The sequence below is a fragment of the Rhizobium sp. NLR16a genome (assembly GCF_017948245.1).
Classification (GTDB): Bacteria; Pseudomonadota; Alphaproteobacteria; order Rhizobiales; family Rhizobiaceae; genus Rhizobium.
Genome location: NZ_CP072865.1, coordinates 442,676 through 465,539, shown reverse-complemented (window position 1 = coordinate 465,539; position 22,864 = coordinate 442,676). Strand labels below are relative to the sequence as shown.

Sequence of the window (22,864 nt, the reverse complement as noted above, 5' to 3'; positions counted from 1 at the left end):
TCTGTCGCAGCCTGCATCCGCACCGGGAGGAGTTTTCATGCGACGTTATTCAGCCTGTATAGAGTGGCTGTTTGCCGAGGACGGCGACAGCTTTCCCGACCGCATCCGTCGCGCCCATGCTGGCGGCCTGACGGCGGTCGAATTCTGGCGCTGGACCGACAAGGATCTGGACGCGATCGAGGCGGCGTTGAAGGAAACCGGCCTTGCCGTCACCAGCCTCGTCGCCGAGCCGATGATCGCGCTGACCGATGCCGCCAACCGGAAGGCCTGGCTGAAAGGCCTTGCCGATTCCGTCACAGTCGCCAAACGCCTCGGCGCGCCGGTGCTGATCGCCCAGGCAGGCGACGATCTCGCCGGCTTCAGCCGTGAAGAACAGCGCCGGGCCCTCAGCGAAACCTTGAAACCAGGTGCCGATATCCTGAAAGGCAGCGGCGTGCGGCTCGGCGTAGAACCTCTCAACATCCGTATCGATCATATCGGCTACTTCCTCGATTCAACCCGCGAAGGCCTCGACGTCGTCGATGACGTCGCCCGCCCCGAGATCGGCATCGTCTACGACATCTACCATTCCGCCGTGATGGGCGAACGCACCGAAGACGTGCTGGACGGCCGCCTCGACCGTGTTTTCCACGTCCATGTCGCCGATCATCCCGGCCGCAACGAACCGGGTTCCGGCGGGATAGACCTCGCTCATCGCCTCGACTGGATCTTCGCCAACGGCTATGCCGGCGCCGTCGGTCTGGAATACCGGCCGACCAAGCCCGGCGCGGACGCAGTCAAGGCTGCCATTGCTGCGCTCGGTGGTTAAACCCCGGGGACATCGACGCTCGCCGCCGCCTTGCAAGGTCCGGCCGAGCGGCGCTCGATAATGCGCGAGGCGATCATGATGCGCCTCGCCGGCATGCCCGGCAGGCGTGGATTCTCGATCCGCTCAAGCAATAGCCGCAGCCCCACGGCCCCGCATTCCTGCCCCTCCATCCTCACCGTCGTCAGCGCCGGCGAGATCAGTGACGCCGGCGAGTAGTCGCCGAAACCGACAACCGAAATATCGTCCGGAATGCGGTACCCCTGCCCAAGCAGTTCGGAGACCACGGTCAGCGCTAACCCGTCATGGGCGCAGAAAAAAGCCGTCGGGCGAATGCCTTTGTCCACGAGCGCCCGGAACGCCGTGCCGAAGCCATTCTCTTCGTCGAATTGCATAACATGGAGCGCAACATCAGGATAACGTTCGGCGATTTCGCGAGCGCCGTAATGGCGCTCCTGACGTCCCCGCAGGCCCGGCATGCCATAGACGTACACGATGGACCGGTGGCCGAGTCCGACTAGATACTCCACCACCGCCTGCCCTGCCTCATGGTCGGTGCCGCCGACATGGTCGACCTGCTCGAGCGCATCGACCCAGCCGAAACGCACGATCGGAACGCCGGTGGCGCTCGCCGCTGCCACGGCCTCACGGGCATGCGGACCAACGAGCATCAGGCCATCACAGCTGCGCGCCAACTCTTCCAACTGGCCGACATCATGGGTCCAGCGCACGCGCAGCGTCATGCCAAGCCGATGAGCCTCTCGCTGCACACCGTTCTGCACCTGCATATAGAGCTCGCTGTTGACGGCATCGAGATCGTGAAAGACCACCGCAACCTCGCCGGCAGCACCATGCCCGGCGGGCTTGGTGTAGCCTAGGCGCTGCGCCGTGTCGCGGATCAGCGCGCGCGTTTCCTCGCTGACACCGCTCTTGCCGGCGAGCGACCGCGAGACCGCAAATTTCGACAGCCCGACCTCTCGCGCGATCGTCTGCAAAGTAACCCGGCCCCTGCTTCCCACGTGGCACCTCGCCCTTCGATTGATAGGCGCTGGTTATACCAACTGCGCCTGTATGCCAAATTTTCTCACTAACGTGAACATAACGCTTTACCTAACAATATCCAAATGTAATCTTTCCCTCATCCCGGCCCCACAGCAAAAATAATGATAATGGCACGGGTTTTTGGAGGAGATCCCTATGATCAAGCTGAAACGACGTGCGTTTCTGGCCGGGACGTCGGCCGCCCTGATAATGCCGGCCCTGCCGGTTTTCGCCGCTGACTTCAAGGAAGCGGATGTCCTGAAAGCGAAAGTGTCGAGCGGCGCCCTGCCGGGTCTCCAGGAGAGGCTTCCCGAAAATCCGCTCGTCGTCAAACCGGTTGAAAGCATCGGCAAATACGGCGGCGACTGGAACATGGCGCTAGTCGGCGGCGGGTCGCTGTCGATGCTGTTCCGCTACCAGGCCTATGAGCCGCTGCTACGCTATACGCGCGATTGGTCTGGCGTGACGCTGAATGTCGCCGAGTCCTTTGAGGGCGATGCCGACTCCAAGGTCTATACGATCCGCCTGCGCAAGGGCATGAAATGGTCGGATGGCCATCCCTACACCACCGCCGACATCAAGTTCTGGTACGATACTGTTTTCACCGACAAGCGCGTCGCCTTTGTCGGTCAGGATCATTGGAAATCCGGCGGTAAGCCGGCCAAGCTGGAGATCGTGGACGAGCAGACCTTCAAGGTCATCTTCGACAAGCCGAACGGCCTGTTCCCGCTGCAGGTCGCCTGGGCAAACAACGATCAGACGACGCGCACGCCGAAGCATTATCTCGAGCAATTCCACATCGATTACAATCCGAAGGCCGATGAACTCGCCAACCAACGCGGCTTCGAAAGTTGGATCGCGTCGTTCCAGGCGGCCGCCGGCTTCCAGGACGACAACGCCTTCTTCCTCAACTCCTCGAAGAAGCCCTGCGTGCATGCCTGGGTGTTCACGATCGCGCCAGGCGAAAACACCGAACGGGCTGTTGCCGAGCGCAATCCATACTATTGGAAGGTTGATAGCGAGGGCAACCAGCTGCCCTATATGGACCGCATCGTTTACCAGATGGTCGCCGACCCGCAGGTTCTGCTGCTGAAGGCCATGCAGGGCGAGGTCGACCTGATGGACCAGTACATTGCCACGCCGAACAACAAATCGGTTCTCTACGATGCGCGTGAGCAGGGCGGCTATGATTTCTACACGCTGACTTCGACCGAAGCCAATGTCATGAATTTCATCTTCAACCTGAACCACAATGACGAGACCAAGCGGAAGCTCTTCCGGAACAAGGATTTCCGTGCCGCACTCTCGACCGCACTCGACCGGCAGTCGCTGATCGATGCGGTGCTCGTCGGCCAGGGGGCGCCTGCCCAGCCGTCGATCAAGAAGGAAGATCCGCTTTACAACGAGCAACTCGCCACGCAGTTCACGGCCTATGACGTCGACAAGGCGAATGCCATGCTCGATCAGATCGTGCCGAAGCGCGACGACCAGAACTTCCGCCTCGACGAAAAGGGCCGCCGCCTGACGATCATCTTCGAGATCGACCAGGCGCGCGCCGTCTTCCTCGATCTCTTCCAGCTGGTGATCCCGATGTTCCAGGCGGTCGGCATCGATGCGCAGATGCGCACGATGGACCGTTCGCTCTGGGAGACGCGCGTCCGCCAGGGCCGTGATTTCGATGCGACCGCCCATCAGTTCGGCGCAAATGGCGGCGTCGCCGCCATGCTCGACCCGCGCTACTACGTGCCGACCGATGCCAACGCCATGTACGCCCCGGCCTGGCAACTCTGGTATCGCGACCGCACCAATGCCAATGCCGAGGAACCGCCGGAAAGCACGAAGAACCAGCTTGCGCTCTACGACAAGCTGAAGACGACTTCCGACCCATCGGGCCAGCGCGAGGTCATGAAGCAGATCCTTCAAGGCGCCGCCGACAATTTCTATGTCTTCGGCATCTCGCTGCCGCCCGACGGCTACGGCATCGTCAAAAACAACATGAAGAACATCACGAAAACCATGCCGAACTCCTTCGGCTGGCCGACGCCCGCTCCGACCATGCCGGAGCAGTTCTACAAGGTCTAGAGCAGTTCCAGGAAAATGCGAAGCGGTTTTCCTGGAACTGCGTTAAGACAAAAACTCAGAGCGATTACACGACTGGTAAGATTGAACCGCTCTGATGACCTTTTTCCATGATGCCTTCTCAGGCGCCGGCCCCTCCGGTTGGCGCTGAGGCGCTCTCTTTTGCCAATGATTGGATGAAGACGATGCTCGACGCCAGGAGACAGAACACCCACACGCTGAGGACGCCGGACTGGTTTAAGACCGCGACCCGCTGGACCCAGCTGACCTTCGTGGAAGACGACCCGGAGAAATACGACCCGGCCTTCTGGATCGACGTCTTCAAACGCACGAAATCGAACGCGGTCTGCCTCAGTGCCGGCGGCTATATCGCCTATTATCCGAGCGAAGTGCCTTACCACTATGTCAGCAAATATCTCGGCGACAAGGATATCTTCGGCGCGCTCGTCGATGCCGCCCGCAAGCTCGACATGCACGTCATGGCCCGCGTCGACCCGCATGCGGTCCATGACGATGCCGCCAAAGCCAATCCGGAATGGGTGATGATCAATGCCGACGGCACGCCGCGCCGCCACTGGGCCTATCCCGATGTCTGGGTCACCAATGCTTATGGCGACTACAACACCGTCTTCATGCCTGAGGTGGTCAAGGAGATCGTCCGCAAATACGATATCGACGCGGTCTTCGCCAATCGCTGGCAGGGCCACGGCGTCGATTACAGCGAAGACAGCGCCCGCCGCTTCAAGGACATGTTCGGCTATGCCCTTCCTGCAAGACCCGATGCCGAGGATCCCGCCTGGCAGGCCTGGGTGCAGTGGCGCCGCCGCGTGCTCACCGACATGATCGCGCAGTGGGACGATGCCGTCAAAGCGATCCGCCCGCATGCGAGCTTCATTCCGAACATGGGTGGCGCTTCGCTGATGGAATTCGATCTCTCGGTCATCGCCAAACACTGCCCCTTCCTCGTCGTCGACCATCAGGGCCGCAAGGGCCTTGAGCTCGGCTGGTCGGCAGGCCGCAATGGCAAGCGCATCCGAGCCACCTTCCCCGACCGCCCGGTCGTGCTGATCACCTCGATCGGCCCCGAGGAGGAATATCGCTGGAAGGATGCCGTCACCTCGGGCGAGGAGATGCAGCTCTGGATCAATGACGGCACCGCCCACGGCCTCTACGCCTGGTTCACCAAGTTCAACGGCGTCGTGCCTGACAAACGCTGGGTCGAGCCGGTGGCCGACGCATTCGCCCTGCAGGCAGCCATCGAGCCGGTGCTGGAAAGCATGAAGCCGACCGCCGAAATCGCCGTCATCGATCCCTCGACGACGCTGCGCCACTGGGCGCCGGAAGAACGGCATTCCGCCGAGAAGCACGACCTCGGTTTCTACCATGCCCTCGTCGAGGCCCGCCTGCCCTTCGAGCTGCTTTCGGACCAGGTGTTGACCGACGAGAGCCTCGATCGGTTCAAGCTCATCATCCTTGCCAACGCTTCCTGCCTTTCGGATGCGCAGAACGCGGCGATCCGCGCCTATGTCGATCGCGGTGGCAGCATGATTGCCTCTTACGAGACGTCGCTGCGCGACGAATTCGGCAAGAAGCGCCCCGACTTCGGCCTCGCCGACGTGCTGGGTGCCAGCTACGTCTCCGGCCCGCGCGGCATCGTCAAGAACACCTATGTCGCACTTTCCGGCGATCACCCGATCAACCGGGGCTTCGACGGCGCCGAGCGCATCATGGGCGGCACTCGCCTGATCCACGCCGTACCGTCGGCCGATGCGAAGGCGCCCTTCCTCTACGTTCCCGACTTTCCCGATCTGCCGATGGAAGAGGTCTATCCGCGAGAAGAACCAAAAGGTGCTGCCGTCATCGCCCGCGAGACTGGCAAGGGTGGCCGCACAGTCTATATTCCCTGGAATATCGGTGAGATCTTCTGGGAGGTCTATGCCGTCGATCATGCGCGGCTCCTCGCCAACGCCGTCCATTGGGCACTCGGCAAGACACCACGCGTCACCATCGAGGGCAAGGGCGTCATCGATCTGGCGCTACGCGAAAACGGTGAGGGCATGGCAGTCAGCCTCTTCAACCTCACCAACCCGATGATGATGAAAGGCCCGATCCGCGACAATTACCCTCTGGCAGCGCAGACCATTTCGGTGGAGATTCCGGAGGGCCGATCGGTGGCGAAGGCATGGCTCGTCGTTGCCGACCGCGCCGCAAGCTTCAGCCTTGCGAACGGCCGTGCGCAGGTGGAGGTGCCCGGTATCGACCGGCTGGAAGTCCTGCATCTCACCTGGAAATGAAGTGACAGGCGACGGAGGAGCGCTTTCGGCCTGAAGGGCCGACGGCGCGTGAAGATCCGGGGGAGGCGCGTCACAGCGTTCCCGACGGGAGGAGAAACGTTTCGATGCTTGGCTATATCTTCAAGCGCGTACTCTACATGATCCCGACCTTGTTCGGCATGTCGCTGATCTCGTTCCTGATCATCCAGCTGCCGCCAGGTGATTACCTGACCTCGATGATCGCCACCATGAGCGACAGCGGCCAAACCGTCGATCCCGCTCAGATCGAGCGGCTGAAGGAAATCTACGGCTTCGATGACCCCTTCTATGTCCAATACCTCAAATGGATCTGGGGCATCGTCAGCCGCGGCGACTTCGGCTACTCCTTCGAGTGGGGTCAGCCAGTCTCCGGGCTGATCTGGGCGCGTATGGGCTCGACGCTGGTTATCTCGCTCTTGAGCCTGCTCTTCGTCTGGATCGTGGCTTTGCCGATCGGCGTCTATTCCGCCGTCCGCCGCCACTCCGTCGGCGACCATGTCTTCACCTTTCTCGGCTTCATCGGCCTTGCGGTGCCGAACTTCATCCTGGCGCTGACGTTGATGTACATCGCCTATAAATTTCTTGGCCAGAGCGTCGGCGGGCTGGTCTCGCCGGCATATGCCGAAGCGCCCTGGAGCTTTGCCAAGGTCGGCGATTTCCTCGCCCATCTCTGGATCCCGATCATCATCATTGGCGCGTCTGGAACGGCAGCGATGATCCGGATCCTGCGCGCCAACCTGACCGACGAACTGCACAAGCCCTATGTCGTTACGGCCCGCGCCAAGGGACTGCCGGAATACAAGGTGATCCTCAAGTATCCGGTCAGAATCGCGCTCAATCCCTTCGTCTCGGCGATCGGCTGGGTGCTGCCGCATCTCGTTTCGGGCGTGACGATCACTGCCATCGTGCTGAACCTTCCGACCGCTGGTCCCCTGCTTTTCCGCGCGCTGATCTCGCAGGACATGTACCTCGCCGGCAGCTTCATTCTGCTTTTGAGCGCGCTGACCCTTGTCGGCATGCTGCTGTCGGATCTGCTGCTGGCCCTGCTCGATCCACGCATCCGGTTCAATTGAGGGCGAACGCGATGAGCACGCACGAGACCTTCGGAAATCATGCTGGTCCGCTTCACACTGTTGCCGATGGCCCCTCGATCAGCCCATTGAAACAGGGCAAGACCGTCTCGACCGCAGCGATCGGTCCCTGGCGGCTGGTCGCTGGCAAGCTGATCCGCCAGAAGGTGGCGATGGTGGCCGGCGTCATTATCCTCTGCCTCTATCTGGTCGGTCTGTTCGCCGAATTCCTGGCGCCCGCTTTGCCGATGACCTCGCGGCCGCAATACACCTATGCCCCGCCGCAGGGCTTCAGCTTCTTCGTCGAAAAGCCGGACGGCAGCTCTGAGTTCAATATCCATGTGAAGGGCTACAAGGTCGAGATCGACAAGGTGGCGCTACGCCGCACCTTCGTCGTCGACGACACCAAGGTCGTCCCGATCGGCTTCTTCGTCAAAGGCGCGGCCTACGATCTCTGGGGCGTGATCCCGATGAACCGGCACCTGATCGGCCCGCTCAACCAAAACGACCCGATGTACCTGCTCGGCGCCGACCGGCTCGGCCGCGATGTCTTCTCTCGGCTCGTCTACGGCACCCGCGTATCCATGTCGATCGGCCTCGTCGGCGTCGCCATGTCGCTGATCCTCGGCGTCGTGCTCGGCTCGATCTCCGGTTTCTACGGCGGCTGGGTCGATACGCTGATCCAGCGCGTCATCGAGGTCGTCAGTGCAATGCCGACCATCCCGCTGTGGCTCGGCCTGGCGGCGGCGATCCCGCTGACATGGTCGCCGGTCAATGTCTATTTCGTCATAACGATCATCGTCTCGCTGCTCGGCTGGACCAGCCTGGCGCGTGAAGTGCGCGGCCGGTTCCTGGCGCTGCGCAGTGAGGATTTCGTCGTTGCCGCCAGGCTCGACGGATCCAGCGAGACCAGGCTGATCTTTCGGCATATCCTGCCGTCACTGACAAGCCATATCCTTGCGGTCGTCACACTGGCCGTACCGACCATGATCGTCGCCGAGACCTCTCTTTCCTTCCTCGGCATCGGCCTTAAGCCGCCGGTCGTCAGTTGGGGCGTGCTGCTGCAGGACGCCCAGAACATCCGCACCGTCGCCACCGCGCCGTGGCTCTTGATCTGGCCGTCGCTCGCAGTCGTCATCGCCGTCCTGTCCTTCAATTTCTTCGGCGACGGCCTGCGCGATGCCGCCGACCCCTACGACAATTGAGGAGGAAACCATGGCCGACCTTTCAAAAGACGTCGTTCTCTCCGTCGAAAACCTCTCGATCGATTTCAGGCTGCGCACCCACATCCTGCACGCCGTCGAAAATGTCAGTTTCGAGCTGAAACGCGGGCAAACGCTGTGCCTCGTCGGTGAAAGCGGCTCCGGCAAGAGCGTCACCGCCCGTTCGCTGCTGCAGATCGTCGACAGCCCCGGCAGTATTGTTTCCGGCCGCATCCTGCTCAGGGACGGCGACGGGGCCACCGGAAGTAACGGCATCACCGATATTGCCGTCTTGAAGCCGTCCGATCGGGCGATGCGGGCCATCCGCGGTCGCCGCATCGGCCTGATCTTCCAGGAGCCGATGAGTTCGCTGTCGCCGGTTCACACCATCGGTTCGCAGATCATTGAGGCGGTGCGCCTGCACAGTGATCTCGATCATCGCGCCGCCCGCGAAAGGACCGTCGAACTGCTGCGACAGGTCGAGATCCCGAACCCGGACAAGATGGCTGACCGCTACACCTTCGAATTCTCCGGCGGCATGCGCCAACGCGCCATGATCGCCATGGCGCTTGCCGGCAATCCCGACATTCTCATCGCCGACGAGCCGACGACAGCCCTCGACGTCACCACCCAGGCCGAAATCCTCGATCTGATCAAGCGCCTGCAGGTCGAACGCGGCATGGCCATGCTGCTCATCACCCATGACATGGGGATCGTCGCCGAAGTGGCCGACGATGTCGCCGTCATGCGCTTCGGCCGCATCGTCGAGCGCGGACCCGTCGATGCAATCTACCATGCCGCCGAACATCCCTATACCCGCCAACTGCTTGCCTCGACAGTCAAGCTCACGCATCATGTCGATGGCAAGCTGCCCGCCATAGCACTGTCGCCGGCGGCACCGCAGCCGATCCTGTCCGTCCGCCACCTCAGCAAGATCTATGGTTGGCACGGCAAGGCCAACACGTTGCGCGCCGTCGACGACGCCAGCTTCGATCTCTATCCCGGCGAAAACCTCGGTATTGTCGGCGAAAGCGGCTCCGGCAAGACGACACTCGGTCGGCTCATCCTGCGCACCGTCGAGCCGACCTCGGGCAGCATCAGCTATTGCGGCAAGGACGGCGGCGAGATCGACGTCACCAAACTCACCAAGCGCGAACTCCGCACATTCCATCGCGAAGTCCGCTTGGTTTTTCAGGATCCCTTCGCCTCGCTCAATCCGCGCATGACTGTCAAGGAGGTGATCGGCGATCCGCTTGTTGTCAACGGGCTGGCAAGGGGCAAGGCGCTGGCGGACCGTGTCGCCGAACTGATGCGCCTTGTCGGCCTCGACCCGATGGGGATGGAGCGTTATCCACATGCCTTCTCCGGCGGCCAGCGCCAGCGCATCGGCATCGCTCGCGCGCTTGCGCTCGACCCACGCATCATCATCGCCGATGAGGCGACGTCCGCTCTCGATGTCTCGATTCGCAGCCAGATTCTCGACCTGCTGCTCGATATCCGTCAACGGCTGAACCTAAGCTTCATCTTCATTTCGCACGACATTTCGGTGGTGCGTTATTTCTGCGATCGTGTCGCCGTCATGCATCGCGGCAAGATCGTCGAACTCGGCGAGGCCGAACAGATCTGCACCGCTCCTGAGGGGGCCTATACAAAGAGCCTCATCTCCGCCGTTCCCAATCCCGACCCTCGCGACAAGCGCATGCTGCACCGGCATCGTTTCGTCGCGTCTGCCGATATCTAAGGACGATCCCGTGCCGAAATTTTCCGCCAACCTTTCCTTCCTCTACCAAGACCTGCCCTTTCTCGACCGCTTCGCCGCTGCTGCAAAGGACGGCTTCGGTGCCCTCGAATATCTGGGCCCCTATGCCGAACCCAGGGAGAAGGTTGCCGAGGCGCTGAAGGCAAGCGGCCTGAAACAGGCGCTCTTCAACGTGCCGTCCGGCGACTGGGCCGGCGGCGAGCGCGGCATCGCCTGCCTGCCGGAGCGTGCAGAGGAGTTCCGCGATGGACTCGAGCAGGCGCTCGACTATGCCGCAGCGCTCGATTGCCGGCAGGTGAATGTCATCTCCGGCCTGGTGCCAAAAGGTGCGGACCTTCAAACGCTGGAAACGGTGCTGGTCGGCAATCTGAAATATGCTGCGAAACGTTGTGCCGACGCCGGCGTCACCCTGCTGATCGAGCCGATCAACCTGCGGGATATTCCGGGTTTCTTTCTGTCGACCACCACCCATGCGGAGCGCATCCTCGACAGGGTCGGTTCCGACAACCTCTATATCCAGTATGATTTCTACCACATGCAGGTCATGCAGGGCGATCTGATCCCCACCTTCACCCGACTTAAGGAGAAAATCGCCCATGTGCAGATCGCCGACCATCCTGGGCGCAACGAGCCCGGCACCGGCGAGATCAATTACAATTTCATCCTCTCCGAACTCGACCGCCTCGGCTACGACGGCTGGGTCGGCTGCGAGTACAAGCCGAAATCCGGCACCAAGGATGGCCTCGGCTGGATGAGATCCTATCTGAAGTCAGCGAGGGCAGCATGAGCATCGGATTTATCGGACTGGGCGTCATGGGCCGCCCGATGGCGGAGCATCTGATCGATGCCGGCCACACGCTGCATCTGAACCGGGTGAAAGAGACCTCGCAGCATCTTGTCGACAAGGGCGCCATAGCCGCCGCGAGCGCCAGGGTGGTGGCGCATGCTTCGGACATCGTCATCCTGATGCTGCCGGATACATCAGATGTCGAGGCGGTCCTCTTCGGCGAACACGGCGTTGCCTCCGGCCTTTCTCAGAGCAAGCTCGTCATCGACATGAGCTCGATCTCCCCGGTCGCCACCAAAACTTTCGCCAAACGCATCGAGGCCCTCGGCTGCGATTATCTCGATGCTCCCGTTTCCGGCGGAGAGGTGGGTGCCAAGGCTGCCTCTTTGACGATTATGGTCGGTGGCAAGGAGCAAGCATTCGAACGTGCCCGGTCGATTTTCGAAAAGTTGGGCAAGAACATCACCCATGTCGGAGGTAACGGCGACGGGCAGACGGCCAAGGTCGCCAACCAGATCATCGTCGGCCTGACGATAGAGGCAGTTGCCGAAGCGCTGCTCTTTGCCAGGAAGGCCGGCGCCGACCCGGCCAAGGTGCGCTCGGCGCTGATGGGTGGCTTTGCCGCTTCCCGCATCCTCGAAATGCATGGGGAGCGCATGATCAATCAGACCTTCGAGCCCGGCTTCCGCATCCGCCTGCACCGCAAGGACATGACGCTTGCCGTCGATGCCGCCCGCGCACTCGATCTGTCGCTGCCGAACACTGCCGCCACGCAACAACTGATGAACGCCGCGGTCGCCAATGGCGACGGCGAACGCGATCATTCCGCCCTCATCCGCACCCTGGAACTCCTCGCCGGAGGACCGCGCTAGATCAACGCTTTTTAGTATAGCCGGCCATCTTCGACTGCCTACTGCCGGAGCCTTCTTTCCGGACGGCGAAGCCATGTCCGGACATCGAAGAGAAGGACAGGACAATGCTGAACAAAGATATCCAACTGCCCTACGGCGCCGTCTACTTCCGCAAATCCAATCCGCCCCGTGAAGATTGGGAGCGCGACTACGCCACGGCCGGGCAAGACGGCCTCAACATCTTCCGCCACTGGTTCATGTGGAGCGCAATCGAAACCGCCCCCGGCGTCTACGACTGGGAAGAATATGACCGTCAGATGGACCTTGCGGCGGCACACGGCATCAAGACCGTTATCGCCGAGTTGATTCATGCCGTGCCCGACTGGGCGGTGCGCAAATACGCTCATGCATTGCAGGTCAATGCCGACGGCACCAAACTCGGTTCCTATATGGGTGTGTCGTCGGCGACCGGCGGCTTCTCCAACAATGGTGGCGGCGCCGGCGCCCTGACGCTGAACTGCCCGGAAGTGAGGGAAGCAGCGGGCAGATTCCTGACCGCGCTCGCCACCCGCTACAAGGATCATCCGGCGATCTATGGTTACGACGTCTGGAACGAGTGCAACTATTCCGCGGACGTCGATTACAGCCCCTATGCAAAGGCTGTTTTTCGCAAATGGCTCGAAAAGAAATACGGCAGCCTGAAGGTCCTGGCCAAGGCCTGGTACCGCTACAGCTATGCCGAATGGGATGACATCGAGCCGCCGGCGCACATGGCACCCTATCCTGAATGTATCGACTGGCTGCAGTTCAAACGCGACAACTTCTACGATCAGATGCAATGGCGCATCGACACGATCCGCGCCGTCGACCAGAAGAACACCGTCCTTGCCCACGGCATATCCGGCGCAATTCCCAACATGGCTGCCAACGGCTGCGACGACTGGCTTGCAGCCTCCAAGGTCGAGGTCTACGGCTTTACCTGGATCCAGGCGCGCAAGGGGTCGGAAGCCTGGAAGAACTGGTACGGCGTCGACATCAACCGCGCCGCCGCGCGCGGCAAACCCTTTTGGCACGCCGAGCGCCAGGGCGGCCCGCTCTGGCTGCAGCCGCAGGTGATCGGCCGTGACAAGGAGGATGGCCGCGTCGCCGAGCCCGAGGATATTCGCCTCTGGAGCATGACCTCACTTGCCGGCGGCGCCCGCGGCGTGATCAATCTGCGCTGGCGCCCGCTGCTCGACGGTCCGCTCTTCGGCGCTTTCGGCTCCTACGGCATGGACGGCTCGCGCACGCCGCGCTCCGACATGGCAAGCGCCATGGCGAGATGGGCCAATGACAAGGCGCAGGCTCCCCTCTGGGAGGCAAAGCCCGTGCGCGGAGAGGTCGGCATCCTCGTCGTGCGCGAAACGCAGGAGTTCGATTACCTCCTGAACCACGACCGCACGGAAAAGCCCTATCCCGAAGCGATGTGGGGCGCTTATCGCGCCTTCCTCGAAACCGGTACGCAACCGGATTGGGTGCATATCGACGACCTCGCGGACTATGATTTCCTCTATTTCCCTTATCCGATCATGTTCACTTCAGAGCAGGCGAAACGCCTGAAAGCTTGGGTCGAAAACGGCGGCACGCTGATTGCCGAGGCATGCCCCGGCTATTTCGGCGATCGCGGCCATGTCGGCACCGTGCAACCGAACATGGGCCTCGACGAGGTCTTCGGCGCACGCGAGGAGGAGGTCGAATTCATGCCCGATATCGGAGACCGCACCCATTTCGATCTCGACGGCGCGGCGGTCCACGGTGGCGGCTTCCTACAGTCTTATCGGCTGACCGGCGGAACGGGACGTGGCCACTTCACCGACGGTCGTCTTGCCGTCGTGGAAAATGCTTATGGCAAGGGTCGCACGCTGCTGATCGGCACCAATCCTTCCGTTGCCTATTACCGCACACAGGGGAAGGCGAACGGCGCTTTCTTCGCTGAGCTATTGAGATGGAGTGGGAAGAAGCGCCACGTGACGCTGTCGAATGCCGCACTCTTCGCCCGTATCCACGAGGGTGAAAAAGGCAGCTTCCTCTGGCTCGTCAATCCGACGAGAACCACGCAGAAGACGGAGTTGACGCTCGCCCGAGGGACCCTTGCGCAAGGCCGGGCCGTCTGGCCCGTCGGCCATATCGGCCACGGTGGCATCGATGTGCCGGCACGCGATGTGCTGATCCTTCCGCTCGATGGTTAGAACCGGACCATTTTAGGCACGCTCGGCCTACAAACCTCAATCCTGTTCTAAATTAATAGTCAGAGCGTGATGTCGTCGGAAACCGCTTACCCTTTTCGGCATCATTCTCTGAGATTTCAGGATGCGGATGAACTGGCTCCCTCGGCAAAGGCTTCAAGCTCGGGGTCCAAGTCGACCTCGACGATATTGTTGAAGACGGCGGTGGCCAGCATGATGCCGGCAAAGGCGACGAGATCGACGAGCACCTTGGTCTCGTAGCGCAATTTCAGCTTCGCCCAAAGTTCGGTCGGAACGGCATTGGAATCGGTGACAATCGCCTTGCCGAAATCGTCGAGGAGTGCCTCTTCGTCGGAAAACTCCAGCGCGTCGGGGTTGAAGCCCTTGTTGATCAGTGCCCTGCGGAAGAAGGTGACGGCAATCTTCGATCTGGCTGCCTTCGAGATCGCATGCGAGAAAATCCAGATCGCCCGGTCGCTGATCGCAGGATCGAGTTCGGCGCGCAGCGTGAACCACTCGGCATAGATGCGATGAGCCGCTGGCGAATGCAGCAGCGTCCGCTTCATGTTGGTCATGCGCCCGCGCAGCCTGACTTCCTCGTCATGCGCCGCACGAACCTCTGGTGAAGCGGTGTCGTAGTCGATCTGCGGGAGGTGGCTCATCGGGTCCGTTCTTTCCTTGTGCACAGAAGCTACAGAGTGCAGAAGATATCTGCGGCGGTACCGCGGCGATCCACTTGGCCGCCGCCGGGCTCCCGCCTAGACTGGCGAAATCGAAAGTGGAGGCAAGGCGTGAGCGACGACCACGAGCATCATCATGTCAACTGGCGCGAACACGGCGTCAAGGTCATTCCCGGCAATTCGCTCGACCCGAACACCGCGCAGACGCCGGGCATGAACCGTGCGACCGCAATCAATCATGCGCGCGCCGGCGCCGAGAAGATCTGGGCGGGCACGGTGACAATCCATGCCAATGCCAAGACCGGCGCCCACCATCACGGCGATCTCGAAAGCATCATTTACGTCGTCAAGGGCAAGGCCCGCATGCGCTGGGGCGAGCATCTCGAATACACCGCCGAGGCCGGCCCAGGCGACTTTATCTATGTCCCGCCCTATGTGCCGCACCAGGAGATCAACGCCAGCCGCGACGAGACGCTGGAATGCGTGCTCGTCCGCTCAGGCCAGGAACCGGTCGTCGTCAATCTGGATATCGAACCGGTCGAGAGACCGGAAGACGTTCGCTGGATTGATCCCATTCACCGCTGACGCCGGTCAGGCGTGAACGGCGCCGGCGCTGTTCATGGCAGGGTTCTCGATAATCCGGCCGGTATCGGCGGCATAGAGATGGATCGCATTGTGGTCGATCGCGATGCCGATCGGATCACCCGATTTCACCGTCACGGCCTCGGTCAGCGCCACAGCAAAGGGCAGCCCGTCGAAATCGGCATGAACGACGCGGCTTGCGCCGAGCTCTTCGATGAAATCGGCCGTTGCCACCAATGCGCCGGGCGCATCCGGGGCTACCAACCGGGCCGCCTCGGCGCGCATGCCGAGCACGACGCGCTTGCCTTTCAGCAGCGCGGCCCGTTCGCGTGGCAGCGCGATTCTGCGGCTCTGGTCGTAGACGAAGACGCTATCATCGTTGATCGTGCCTTCGAGCAGGTTCATCGCCGGCGTGCCGACAAAACCGGCGACGAAGCGCGACACCGGATGATGATAGACCTCTTCCGGCGTGCCGACCTGCTCCACCCTGCCGCCGTTCATCACCACCAGCCGGTCAGCCAGCGTCATCGCCTCGGTCTGGTCGTGCGTGACGAAGATCGAGGTGGCACCGAGGCGCCGGTGCAGGCGGCGGATTTCGGCACGCATGGCGATGCGCAGCTTGGCGTCGAGGTTCGACAAGGGTTCGTCGAAGAGGAACACCTTCGGCTCGCGGATCATCGCACGGCCCATGGCGACGCGCTGGCGCTGGCCGCCGGAAAGGGCGGCAGGGCGGCGGTCGAGGAAGGGTTCGAGGCTGAGCGCCTTGGCGACCTCGGCAATGCGACGGCTGCGCTCCGCCTTCGCAACACCGGCCACCTTCAAGGCGTAGCCGATGTTCTCGGCGACCGTCATGTGCGGATAGAGCGCATAGTTCTGGAACACCATGGCGCAGCCGCGCTCGCGCGGCTCCAGCTGGTTGACGACGCGGCCGTCGATGGCGATTTCGCCGCCGCTGATTTCCTCAAGCCCGGCGATCATGCGCAAGAGCGTGGACTTGCCGCAGCCGGAGGGGCCGAGAATGACGATGAATTCGCCGGACTGGATCTCCAGATCGACGCCATGAACGACGGGATGCTTGCCGTAGCTCTTCTTCACATCACGGATTGAGATCGGTGCCACAGGACTGTTCCTTCACTTCTCGGTGGAGATGAGGCCACGCACGAACCAGCGCTGCATCAGGATGACGAGCACCAGCGGCGGCGACATGATGATAAGTGTGCCTGCCATGGCGACGTTCCAGTCGGGCAGGCCGAATTCGGACGGGATGAGGGTCTTGAGCTGCGTCACCGCAATGCCGAAATTCGGATCGGTGGTGACAAGCAGCGGCCAGAGATACTGGTTCCAGGCCCAGACGAACATGATGGTGAACAGCGCTATCATGTTCGACCGCGACAGCGGCAGCAGTATGTCGACGAAAAAGCGGACGGCACCGGCGCCGTCCATCTTCGTGGCCTCGGCGAGCTCGTCGGGGACGGTCAGATAGAACTGGCGATAGAGGAAGGTGCCGGTCGCGGTGGCCACCAGCGGCGCCACCAGTCCCGTATAGGAATTCAGCAGGCCCCATTCGAGCTTGATCTGGATGCCAGACACCCAGGCGACGAGCCCGGTAATTCCCGTGATGTCGAGGATCGCCTGGAACGGCGCCAATGCATTCGCCGCAATCGAATAGGTCGGCACGATGCGGACTTCGAGCGGCAGCATCAGCGTGATGAAGATGATCCAGAAAATCAGATACCGGCCACGGAAACGGAAATAGACGATCGAAAAGGCAGCCATCGCGGAAAGGATGACCTTGCCGGCGGCGACCGACGTGGCGAAGATGATGCTGTGAAGCAGCTTGTTGCGGAGATCGGCGCGCACCCAGGCTTCGTGCGCGTTTTCCCAGAAATGCGAGCTCGGCATCAGCGGCAACGGCACATGATTGACCGTCTCCAGATCGAGTGTTGATGCGATGATGACGATGGCGAAAGGCAGAAGCGCGATCACCATGCCGAGCGCCAGAACCGTGTAGCAGACGAAGTTGAATATCGGCGTGCGTTCGATCATGTCAGCGACCTCACTTGTAGTGCACGCGCCGCTCGATGAAGCGGAACTGGAAAATGGTGAGAAGGACGACGAGCGCCATGAGGATGATCGACTGGGCGGCGGCCCCCGAATAATCGAGCCCCCTGAAGCCGTCGAAATAGATCTTGTAGACCATCAGTTCCGTCGCCCGCGCCGGACCGCCCTGAGTCATGACGTCGACGATACCGAAGGAATCCTGGAAGCTTTCGGTGATGTTGATGACGAGCAGGAAAAACAGGGTCGGCGTGAGCAGCGGCAGCTGGAGATCCCACATGCGGCGCAGCGGCCCGGAGCCATCCATGGCCGCGGCCTCGATCAGCGAACGCGGAATGCCCTGAAGCGCCGAAAGGAAGAAGATGAAATTATAGCCGATATATTTCCACGAAAAGGCGACGATGACGGCGATCATCGCGTCTTTGCCGTCGAGCGCCGGGTTCCAGAGACCGGGCCACACTTGGTTGATAACAGACAGGAGGCCTGCCTCCGGCGCCAGAATGAAGCGGAAGGCGAGCCCGAGAGCGGGAGCAGCGATCGCATAAGGCCAGATGAAGACCGACCGATAGATTTTGTGGCCGCGCAGTTCACGATCCGTCAAAAGCGCCAGGATGAGCGCAAACCCCATGGCAATGATCGTCGAGCTAAAGGCGAAAACCATGCTGCGGCTGATCGATTCCCAGTAGATCGGGTCGCTGAGCAATTGCTTGAAATTGTCGAAACCGACCCAGGCATTGCCGCCGCCCCATGGCTGCTCGAGCGTGAACGCCCAATAAAGCGCCTGCGCGCTCGGCCAATAGAAGAAGACGAAGATCAGCAGCAGCATCGGAAACGCGAAGAGCAGTCCGATCGTCGTCGAGGAGAAGGTGACGCGCTTTTCCATGGGGTGGTCGTTTTCGGCCTGGTTTGGTTTAGGCGCGGGCGGCGACTTCGCCTCCGCAGCCGGTATGAATGTATAAGGACGCCCCCAGTCCGCAAGTGGACCGGGGGCGGCTCATATCGGTTGATCAGGGAAGCTGAACGTTCTTGTAGGTCTGCTGGAAGCGGCGCAGCAGTTGATTCCCGCGATCGGCAGCGCCGTCGAGCGAAGCCTGGATATCGGCGTTGTTGACGAAGATTGCCTGCAGACCGTTGGCGATCTCGGTGCGGACCTGCAGCAGGCCGCCGAGGCGGATGCCATGCGGAACCGTATCGTCAGCAGGCGATGCGGTCAGGCTCTGAATGGCGAGCTCGCGGCCGGCATAAGGAGCCTTGTCGTAGAAACCCTGCTTCTTCAGATATTCAAAGCCGGAGTTACGAACCGGAATATAACCGGTGACGGTCGACCAGGTCAGCGCTTCTTCCGGCTTGGCGATGAAGTTGAAGAAGGCAGCGGCAGCCTTGTATTCGGCATCGGTATGCCCCTTCAAGACCCAGAGCGAAGCGCCGCCGACGAAGGAACTGTGACGGGTTGCATTGCCGTAGGTCGGGAGCATTGCCACGCCCCAGTTCATGCCCTGCTTGGCGGTACGGCCGATATTGCCATGGTCACCGACGGAGGTCAGGATGACTTGGCAGTCGCCGGCAGCAAAGGCTTCGACGAAGGTCTGGCCGACGGCCTTGTTCTTGATGACAGCGAGCTTGTTGTCGTACCAGGACTTGAGGTCCTTGACGTAGCTGACGAGAAGCGGGTTCTTGTTGAACACCAGCTCGGCGTCGAGACCTTCGAAGCCGTTCTTCTTCGTCGCGATCGCTTCGCCGTTGACGGCTTCAAATTGCTCGATGTACTGCCAGACTTCGTTGTTGGAGATGTCAAAACCGAGAGGGCAGGCATAACCTGCGTCCTTCAGAGCTTTGAAGTCTTCACCGGCTTCCTGCCAGGTGGTCGGAGCATGGTCCTTGCCGATCTTGGCGAAGGCGTCCTTGTTCCAGTAGAGCAGAGCAGTCGATGAGTTGAAGGGGAAGGAATACATCTCGCCCTTCGACGTCGCATAATAGTTGGCGATCCCGGAGAAGTAGTCTTTCCAGTCGACCGTGTAGCCCATGTCGGTCATCAGCTGGTTTGCCGGGTAGAAGGCGCCGGAAAGCATGATGTCGAGCGTGCCGGCGTCGGAAACCTGGGCGATTGTCGGCTGCTTGCCGGCGCGGAAAGCGGCAATCGTGTTCTGCAGGGAAGCGTCGTAGCTGCCCTGGCTGGTGCAGACGACTTCATAATCGGTCTGCGACTGGTTGAAGCGATCGCACTGTTCCTGGACACGCTTTGCGATATCACCGGAATTGCCGAACCAGAAATCAATCTTGGTCTTTTCGGCGGCGGCAGCGGGCCCAGCAAGAACCGCTGTGGCGAGAAGGGCGCGAACGGCGCCGAGAAGCTTGGCTTGCATGAGAACCTCCAACGTAGAAAGGGGCGCGCTTTAAGCGCACGCCCATTTAGCTGGTTCAAATTGCCGCCGCCAATGAATATTACATGACATGAAATGTTAAAAATCTAGTCGTCACAAAAGTGACATGCAATCGTTATTCACAGCTCCAAGAGAAATATTTCGAGAATATTTGGAAAGACATTAAATATATTTCAAGCTTTTCGCATCTGCTTTCGAAGAGTTGTAATTTTTCAACGCCTTCAATATCTATCTGTATTGCGAAAGAGCACCCCTATTCCAGCAGCCTTTGATAACGAAACTTGCGAAAAACATGGGCATTTTGCCGTTGCACTGCTGTGCAACGCCCGGTTTTGGCCCAAAATCACAGGGAATCCTTCAAGATTGCAGCAAACTGCGGATCGAATGCACGGCTGATGGGTCCGGCTGCCGCCCCGAGCGCCACCGACCAGGGATCTGCCATGCCGGGCTGCAGCCGTGGCAGCATCCGGCCGCGCCTCTCGGCGATCGAAGGCAGCAGCGGGCCGATCGCCGCGATCAGCCTGTTCACCAGCGCTTCCGGTGCGCTGCCGCAGAGGATCACCGTCTGCGGATCGAAGACCGTTTCGATGAGATGGATGCTCCAGCGCAGGTCCGCCGCCGCCGCCTCGATCCAGCCTTCGATGCTTGGATCCCCGCTGGAGGCGAGTTCATTGATGCGCCCATGGAGATCGGGATCGGCGGGATCGGCCGAGAGATGCTGGTAGAGCGAGGCGAGCGAGGCACGGTGTTCGAGCGGTGTCGTTTTACCGTCGGCAAAGAGCAGCGCCATGCCGATCTCGCCGGCATTGCCGTTGGCGCCGCGATAGAGCTCGCCGTTTAGGATCAAACCGGCGCCGATGCCGTAGCCGACGAACAGGCAGACGGCATGGTCGATGCCGTGGGCGGCTCCCACCATGCGCTCGGCGGTCGCAGCCGCTGCCGCATCGTTCTGAAGACCGACATCGAGGCCAGTGCCGTCGCTCAGCGTTTCCAGGAGCGGAAACTTCTGCCAAGCCTCCATCATCCAGGGATCGTCGCCGCTGCCTTCCATGCCGAACGGGCCAGGCATTGCGGCGCCGAGCCCGACCAGGCGTTTTTCCGACTGCTGGACGATACCGGCAAGCCTGGAACGCACGCCGGCGACGAGATCGAGAATGACCTTCGTTCCCGTCGACGGACCTCCGGGCGGCAGCCCGGCTTCTGCGCGTACGAGAACGCTGCCGACGAGGTCGACGGCGACCGCCCGCGTCACGTGCCGGTCGATCTGGAGGCCGATCGCGAAAGCACCTTCGGGCACCAGGCCATAAGGCGTCGAGGGCTGGCCCCTGCCCTTGCGCACAGCCTCCTGCGAACTGACGAGGCCATCGCGCGCGAGTTCCTCGATGATATTCGACACCGTCTGCTTGGTCAGCCGCGTCGCCCGCGCCAGATCGGCGCGCGAGAGCGCACCGTTGATCCTCAAGGCATCGATCATCACGCGCCGGTTATGAGCGCTGGTGCCTTCGTGATTGGTGCCGCTCTTGGCTCGGATCGGCCTGATGTCGTTCATGTGTCAATTGCCTCTTGACTCCAGTAGAATGTTGGCGAAGTAATAAGTCAAGACATTTGACTTAATAAGGGACCGGAGAGTTCCAGGGAACGCAGGAGGCCGCGAAGGGCCTCCACCGACGCTCCGAGATGATGACCAGGCGCGCTTTTTTTCACGCGTGCCCTCTCGAAAACCGATGGCGGCGAAACCGCCCTCGGCCATGCGTAAATTTCAAAAACTGGAGGCTGCAATGCTGAAATCTCTCAACAAGACGCTTCTGGGTGCGGCCTTGATCGGCGCATCCTTTGCTCCGCATGCTTTCGCCGAAACGACGCTGAACGCGCTCTTCATGGCGCAGGCCGCTTACAGTGAGGCCGACGTGCGCGCCATGACCGATGCCTTCGGCAAGGCGAACCCCGATATCAAGGTCAATCTCGAATTCGTCCCCTATGAGGGCCTGCACGATAAGACGGTGCTGGCCCAAGGTTCCGGCGGCGGATACGACGTCGTCCTCTTCGACGTCATCTGGCCTGCCGAATACGCCACCAACAAGGTGCTGGTCGACGTCTCATCCCGTATCACCGACGAGATGAAGAAAGGCGTGCTGCCGGGCGCCTGGACCACCGTGCAGTATGACGGCAAATATTACGGTATGCCGTGGATTCTCGACACCAAATACCTCTTCTACAACAAGGAAATCCTGGAGAAGGCGGGCATCAAGGCGCCACCGAAGACTTGGGACGAACTGGCCGAGCAGGCAAAGACCATCAAGGGCAAGGGTCTGCTCGCCACGCCGATCGCCTGGAGCTGGTCGCAGGCCGAGGCCGCCATCTGCGACTACACCACGCTCGTCAGCGCCTATGGCGGCGATTTTCTGAAGGACGGCAAGCCAGCCTTCCAGAGCGGCGGCGGTCTCGATGCGCTGAAATACATGGTCGCGAGCTATACATCGGGCCTGACCAACCCGAACTCCAAGGAATTTCTGGAAGAAGACGTCCGTAAGGTCTTCCAGAACGGCGACGCCGCCTTCGCGCTGAACTGGACCTACATGTACAACATGGCCAACGATCCGAAGGACAGCAAGGTCGCGGGCAAGGTCGGCGTCGTGCCGGCCCCGGGCGTGGCCGGCAAGAGCGAGGCTTCGGCCGTCAACGGCTCGATGGGCCTCGGCATCACCTCCGCCAGCAAACACCCCGACGAAGCCTGGAAATACATTACCTTCATGACCTCGCAGGCGACGCAAAACGCCTATGCCAAGCTCAGCCTGCCGATCTGGGCCTCTTCCTATGAGGACCCTGCAGTCACCAAGGGCCAGGAAGAGCTGATTTCCGCCGCCAAGGTCGGCCTCGCAGCCATGTATCCGCGCCCGACGACGCCGAAATATCAGGAGCTGTCGACCGCGCTGCAGCAGGCGATCCAGGAATCCCTGCTCGGCCAGTCCTCTCCCGAGGATGCGCTGAAATCGGCGGCCGAAAACAGCGGCCTCTGAGCCCGGCATGACCCG

General features: G+C 61.2%; 18 protein-coding genes. 11 read left to right on the top strand and 7 right to left on the bottom strand.

The features are described 5' to 3' along the window. The first annotated feature begins 37 nt into the window (after positions 1–37). Positions 38–808: a TIM barrel protein gene (locus J7U39_RS02080; protein WP_210630040.1), complete on the top strand. Its 771-nt coding sequence runs from the start codon at positions 38–40 to the stop codon at positions 806–808. On the opposite strand, the gene J7U39_RS02075 is transcribed toward J7U39_RS02080, so the two are convergent. Then, the gene (locus J7U39_RS02075; RefSeq protein ID WP_168297274.1) at positions 805–1,824 is read right to left on the bottom strand and encodes a LacI family DNA-binding transcriptional regulator; all 1,020 of its coding nucleotides are present in this window, start codon (positions 1,822–1,824) and stop codon (positions 805–807) included. The genes J7U39_RS02080 and J7U39_RS02075 overlap by 4 nt on opposite strands. Positions 1,825–2,002: 178 nt before the next feature. On the opposite strand from J7U39_RS02075, the gene J7U39_RS02070 reads away from it, so the two are divergent. The 8 genes from J7U39_RS02070 to J7U39_RS02035 all read left to right on the top strand — a co-directional run bounded on the left by J7U39_RS02070 (position 2,003) and on the right by J7U39_RS02035 (position 14,134). Further along, positions 2,003–3,928, top strand: a complete 1,926-nt coding sequence (locus tag J7U39_RS02070) for an ABC transporter substrate-binding protein (RefSeq protein ID WP_210630038.1) — start codon at positions 2,003–2,005, stop codon at positions 3,926–3,928. A gap of 182 nt (positions 3,929–4,110) precedes the next feature. Next, positions 4,111–6,219 (top strand): alpha-amylase family protein, encoded by a 2,109-nt coding sequence (locus J7U39_RS02065; RefSeq protein ID WP_168297360.1) that lies wholly within the window; start codon positions 4,111–4,113, stop codon positions 6,217–6,219. 104 nt (positions 6,220–6,323) lie between these two features. Further along, the gene (locus J7U39_RS02060; RefSeq protein ID WP_210630037.1) at positions 6,324–7,310 is read left to right on the top strand and encodes an ABC transporter permease; all 987 of its coding nucleotides are present in this window, start codon (positions 6,324–6,326) and stop codon (positions 7,308–7,310) included. 11 nt (positions 7,311–7,321) lie between these two features. Next, positions 7,322–8,512, top strand: a complete 1,191-nt coding sequence (locus tag J7U39_RS02055) for an ABC transporter permease (RefSeq protein WP_210630035.1) — start codon at positions 7,322–7,324, stop codon at positions 8,510–8,512. 10 nt (positions 8,513–8,522) lie between these two features. Further along, positions 8,523–10,250, top strand: coding sequence for an ABC transporter ATP-binding protein (locus J7U39_RS02050; protein WP_210630034.1), 1,728 nt, complete (start codon positions 8,523–8,525; stop codon positions 10,248–10,250). Between the two features lie 10 nt (positions 10,251–10,260). Beyond that, on the top strand, positions 10,261–11,055 hold the full coding sequence (gene otnI / locus J7U39_RS02045) for a 2-oxo-tetronate isomerase (protein WP_210630033.1): 795 nt from the start codon (positions 10,261–10,263) through the stop codon (positions 11,053–11,055). Further along, the gene (locus J7U39_RS02040; RefSeq protein WP_168297268.1) at positions 11,052–11,927 is read left to right on the top strand and encodes a 2-hydroxy-3-oxopropionate reductase; all 876 of its coding nucleotides are present in this window, start codon (positions 11,052–11,054) and stop codon (positions 11,925–11,927) included. Before otnI ends, J7U39_RS02040 begins: the two co-directional genes overlap by 4 nt. Positions 11,928–12,031: 104 nt before the next feature. Then, positions 12,032–14,134 carry a beta-galactosidase gene (locus J7U39_RS02035; RefSeq protein WP_210630032.1) on the top strand — a complete coding sequence of 701 codons (2,103 nt, stop codon included), beginning with the start codon at positions 12,032–12,034 and terminating at the stop codon, positions 14,132–14,134. Positions 14,135–14,250: 116 nt separating this feature from the next. Here J7U39_RS02035 and J7U39_RS02030 read toward each other — a convergent pair whose 3' ends face one another. After that, positions 14,251–14,793, bottom strand: a complete 543-nt coding sequence (locus tag J7U39_RS02030; protein ID WP_210630031.1) for a hypothetical protein — start codon at positions 14,791–14,793, stop codon at positions 14,251–14,253. A 129-nt stretch (positions 14,794–14,922) separates the two neighbouring features. Here J7U39_RS02030 and J7U39_RS02025 point away from each other — a divergent pair, with 129 nt between their 5' ends. Next, entirely contained in the window at positions 14,923–15,396 is a 474-nt protein-coding gene (locus tag J7U39_RS02025; RefSeq protein ID WP_210630030.1) for a cupin domain-containing protein, read from the top strand. A gap of 6 nt (positions 15,397–15,402) precedes the next feature. Here J7U39_RS02025 and J7U39_RS02020 read toward each other — a convergent pair whose 3' ends face one another. From J7U39_RS02020 to J7U39_RS02000, 5 genes are all read right to left on the bottom strand, one after another. Continuing rightward, positions 15,403–16,512 (bottom strand): sn-glycerol-3-phosphate import ATP-binding protein UgpC, encoded by a 1,110-nt coding sequence (locus J7U39_RS02020; protein WP_210630029.1) that lies wholly within the window; start codon positions 16,510–16,512, stop codon positions 15,403–15,405. Between the two features lie 12 nt (positions 16,513–16,524). Further along, positions 16,525–17,439, bottom strand: coding sequence for an ABC transporter permease subunit (locus J7U39_RS02015; RefSeq protein WP_210630028.1), 915 nt, complete (start codon positions 17,437–17,439; stop codon positions 16,525–16,527). 10 nt (positions 17,440–17,449) lie between these two features. Beyond that, positions 17,450–18,334 (bottom strand): sugar ABC transporter permease, encoded by an 885-nt coding sequence (locus J7U39_RS02010; protein ID WP_210630027.1) that lies wholly within the window; start codon positions 18,332–18,334, stop codon positions 17,450–17,452. A 124-nt stretch (positions 18,335–18,458) separates the two neighbouring features. Next, the gene (locus J7U39_RS02005) at positions 18,459–19,814 is read right to left on the bottom strand and encodes an extracellular solute-binding protein (RefSeq protein ID WP_210630026.1); all 1,356 of its coding nucleotides are present in this window, start codon (positions 19,812–19,814) and stop codon (positions 18,459–18,461) included. Positions 19,815–20,175: 361 nt separating this feature from the next. Beyond that, the gene (locus J7U39_RS02000; protein WP_210630025.1) at positions 20,176–21,381 is read right to left on the bottom strand and encodes an ROK family transcriptional regulator; all 1,206 of its coding nucleotides are present in this window, start codon (positions 21,379–21,381) and stop codon (positions 20,176–20,178) included. A 229-nt stretch (positions 21,382–21,610) separates the two neighbouring features. Between J7U39_RS02000 and J7U39_RS01995 the strand changes: the two genes are divergently transcribed. Next, positions 21,611–22,849 carry an extracellular solute-binding protein gene (locus J7U39_RS01995; RefSeq protein WP_210630024.1) on the top strand — a complete coding sequence of 413 codons (1,239 nt, stop codon included), beginning with the start codon at positions 21,611–21,613 and terminating at the stop codon, positions 22,847–22,849. Positions 22,850–22,864: the final 15 nt, after the last annotated feature.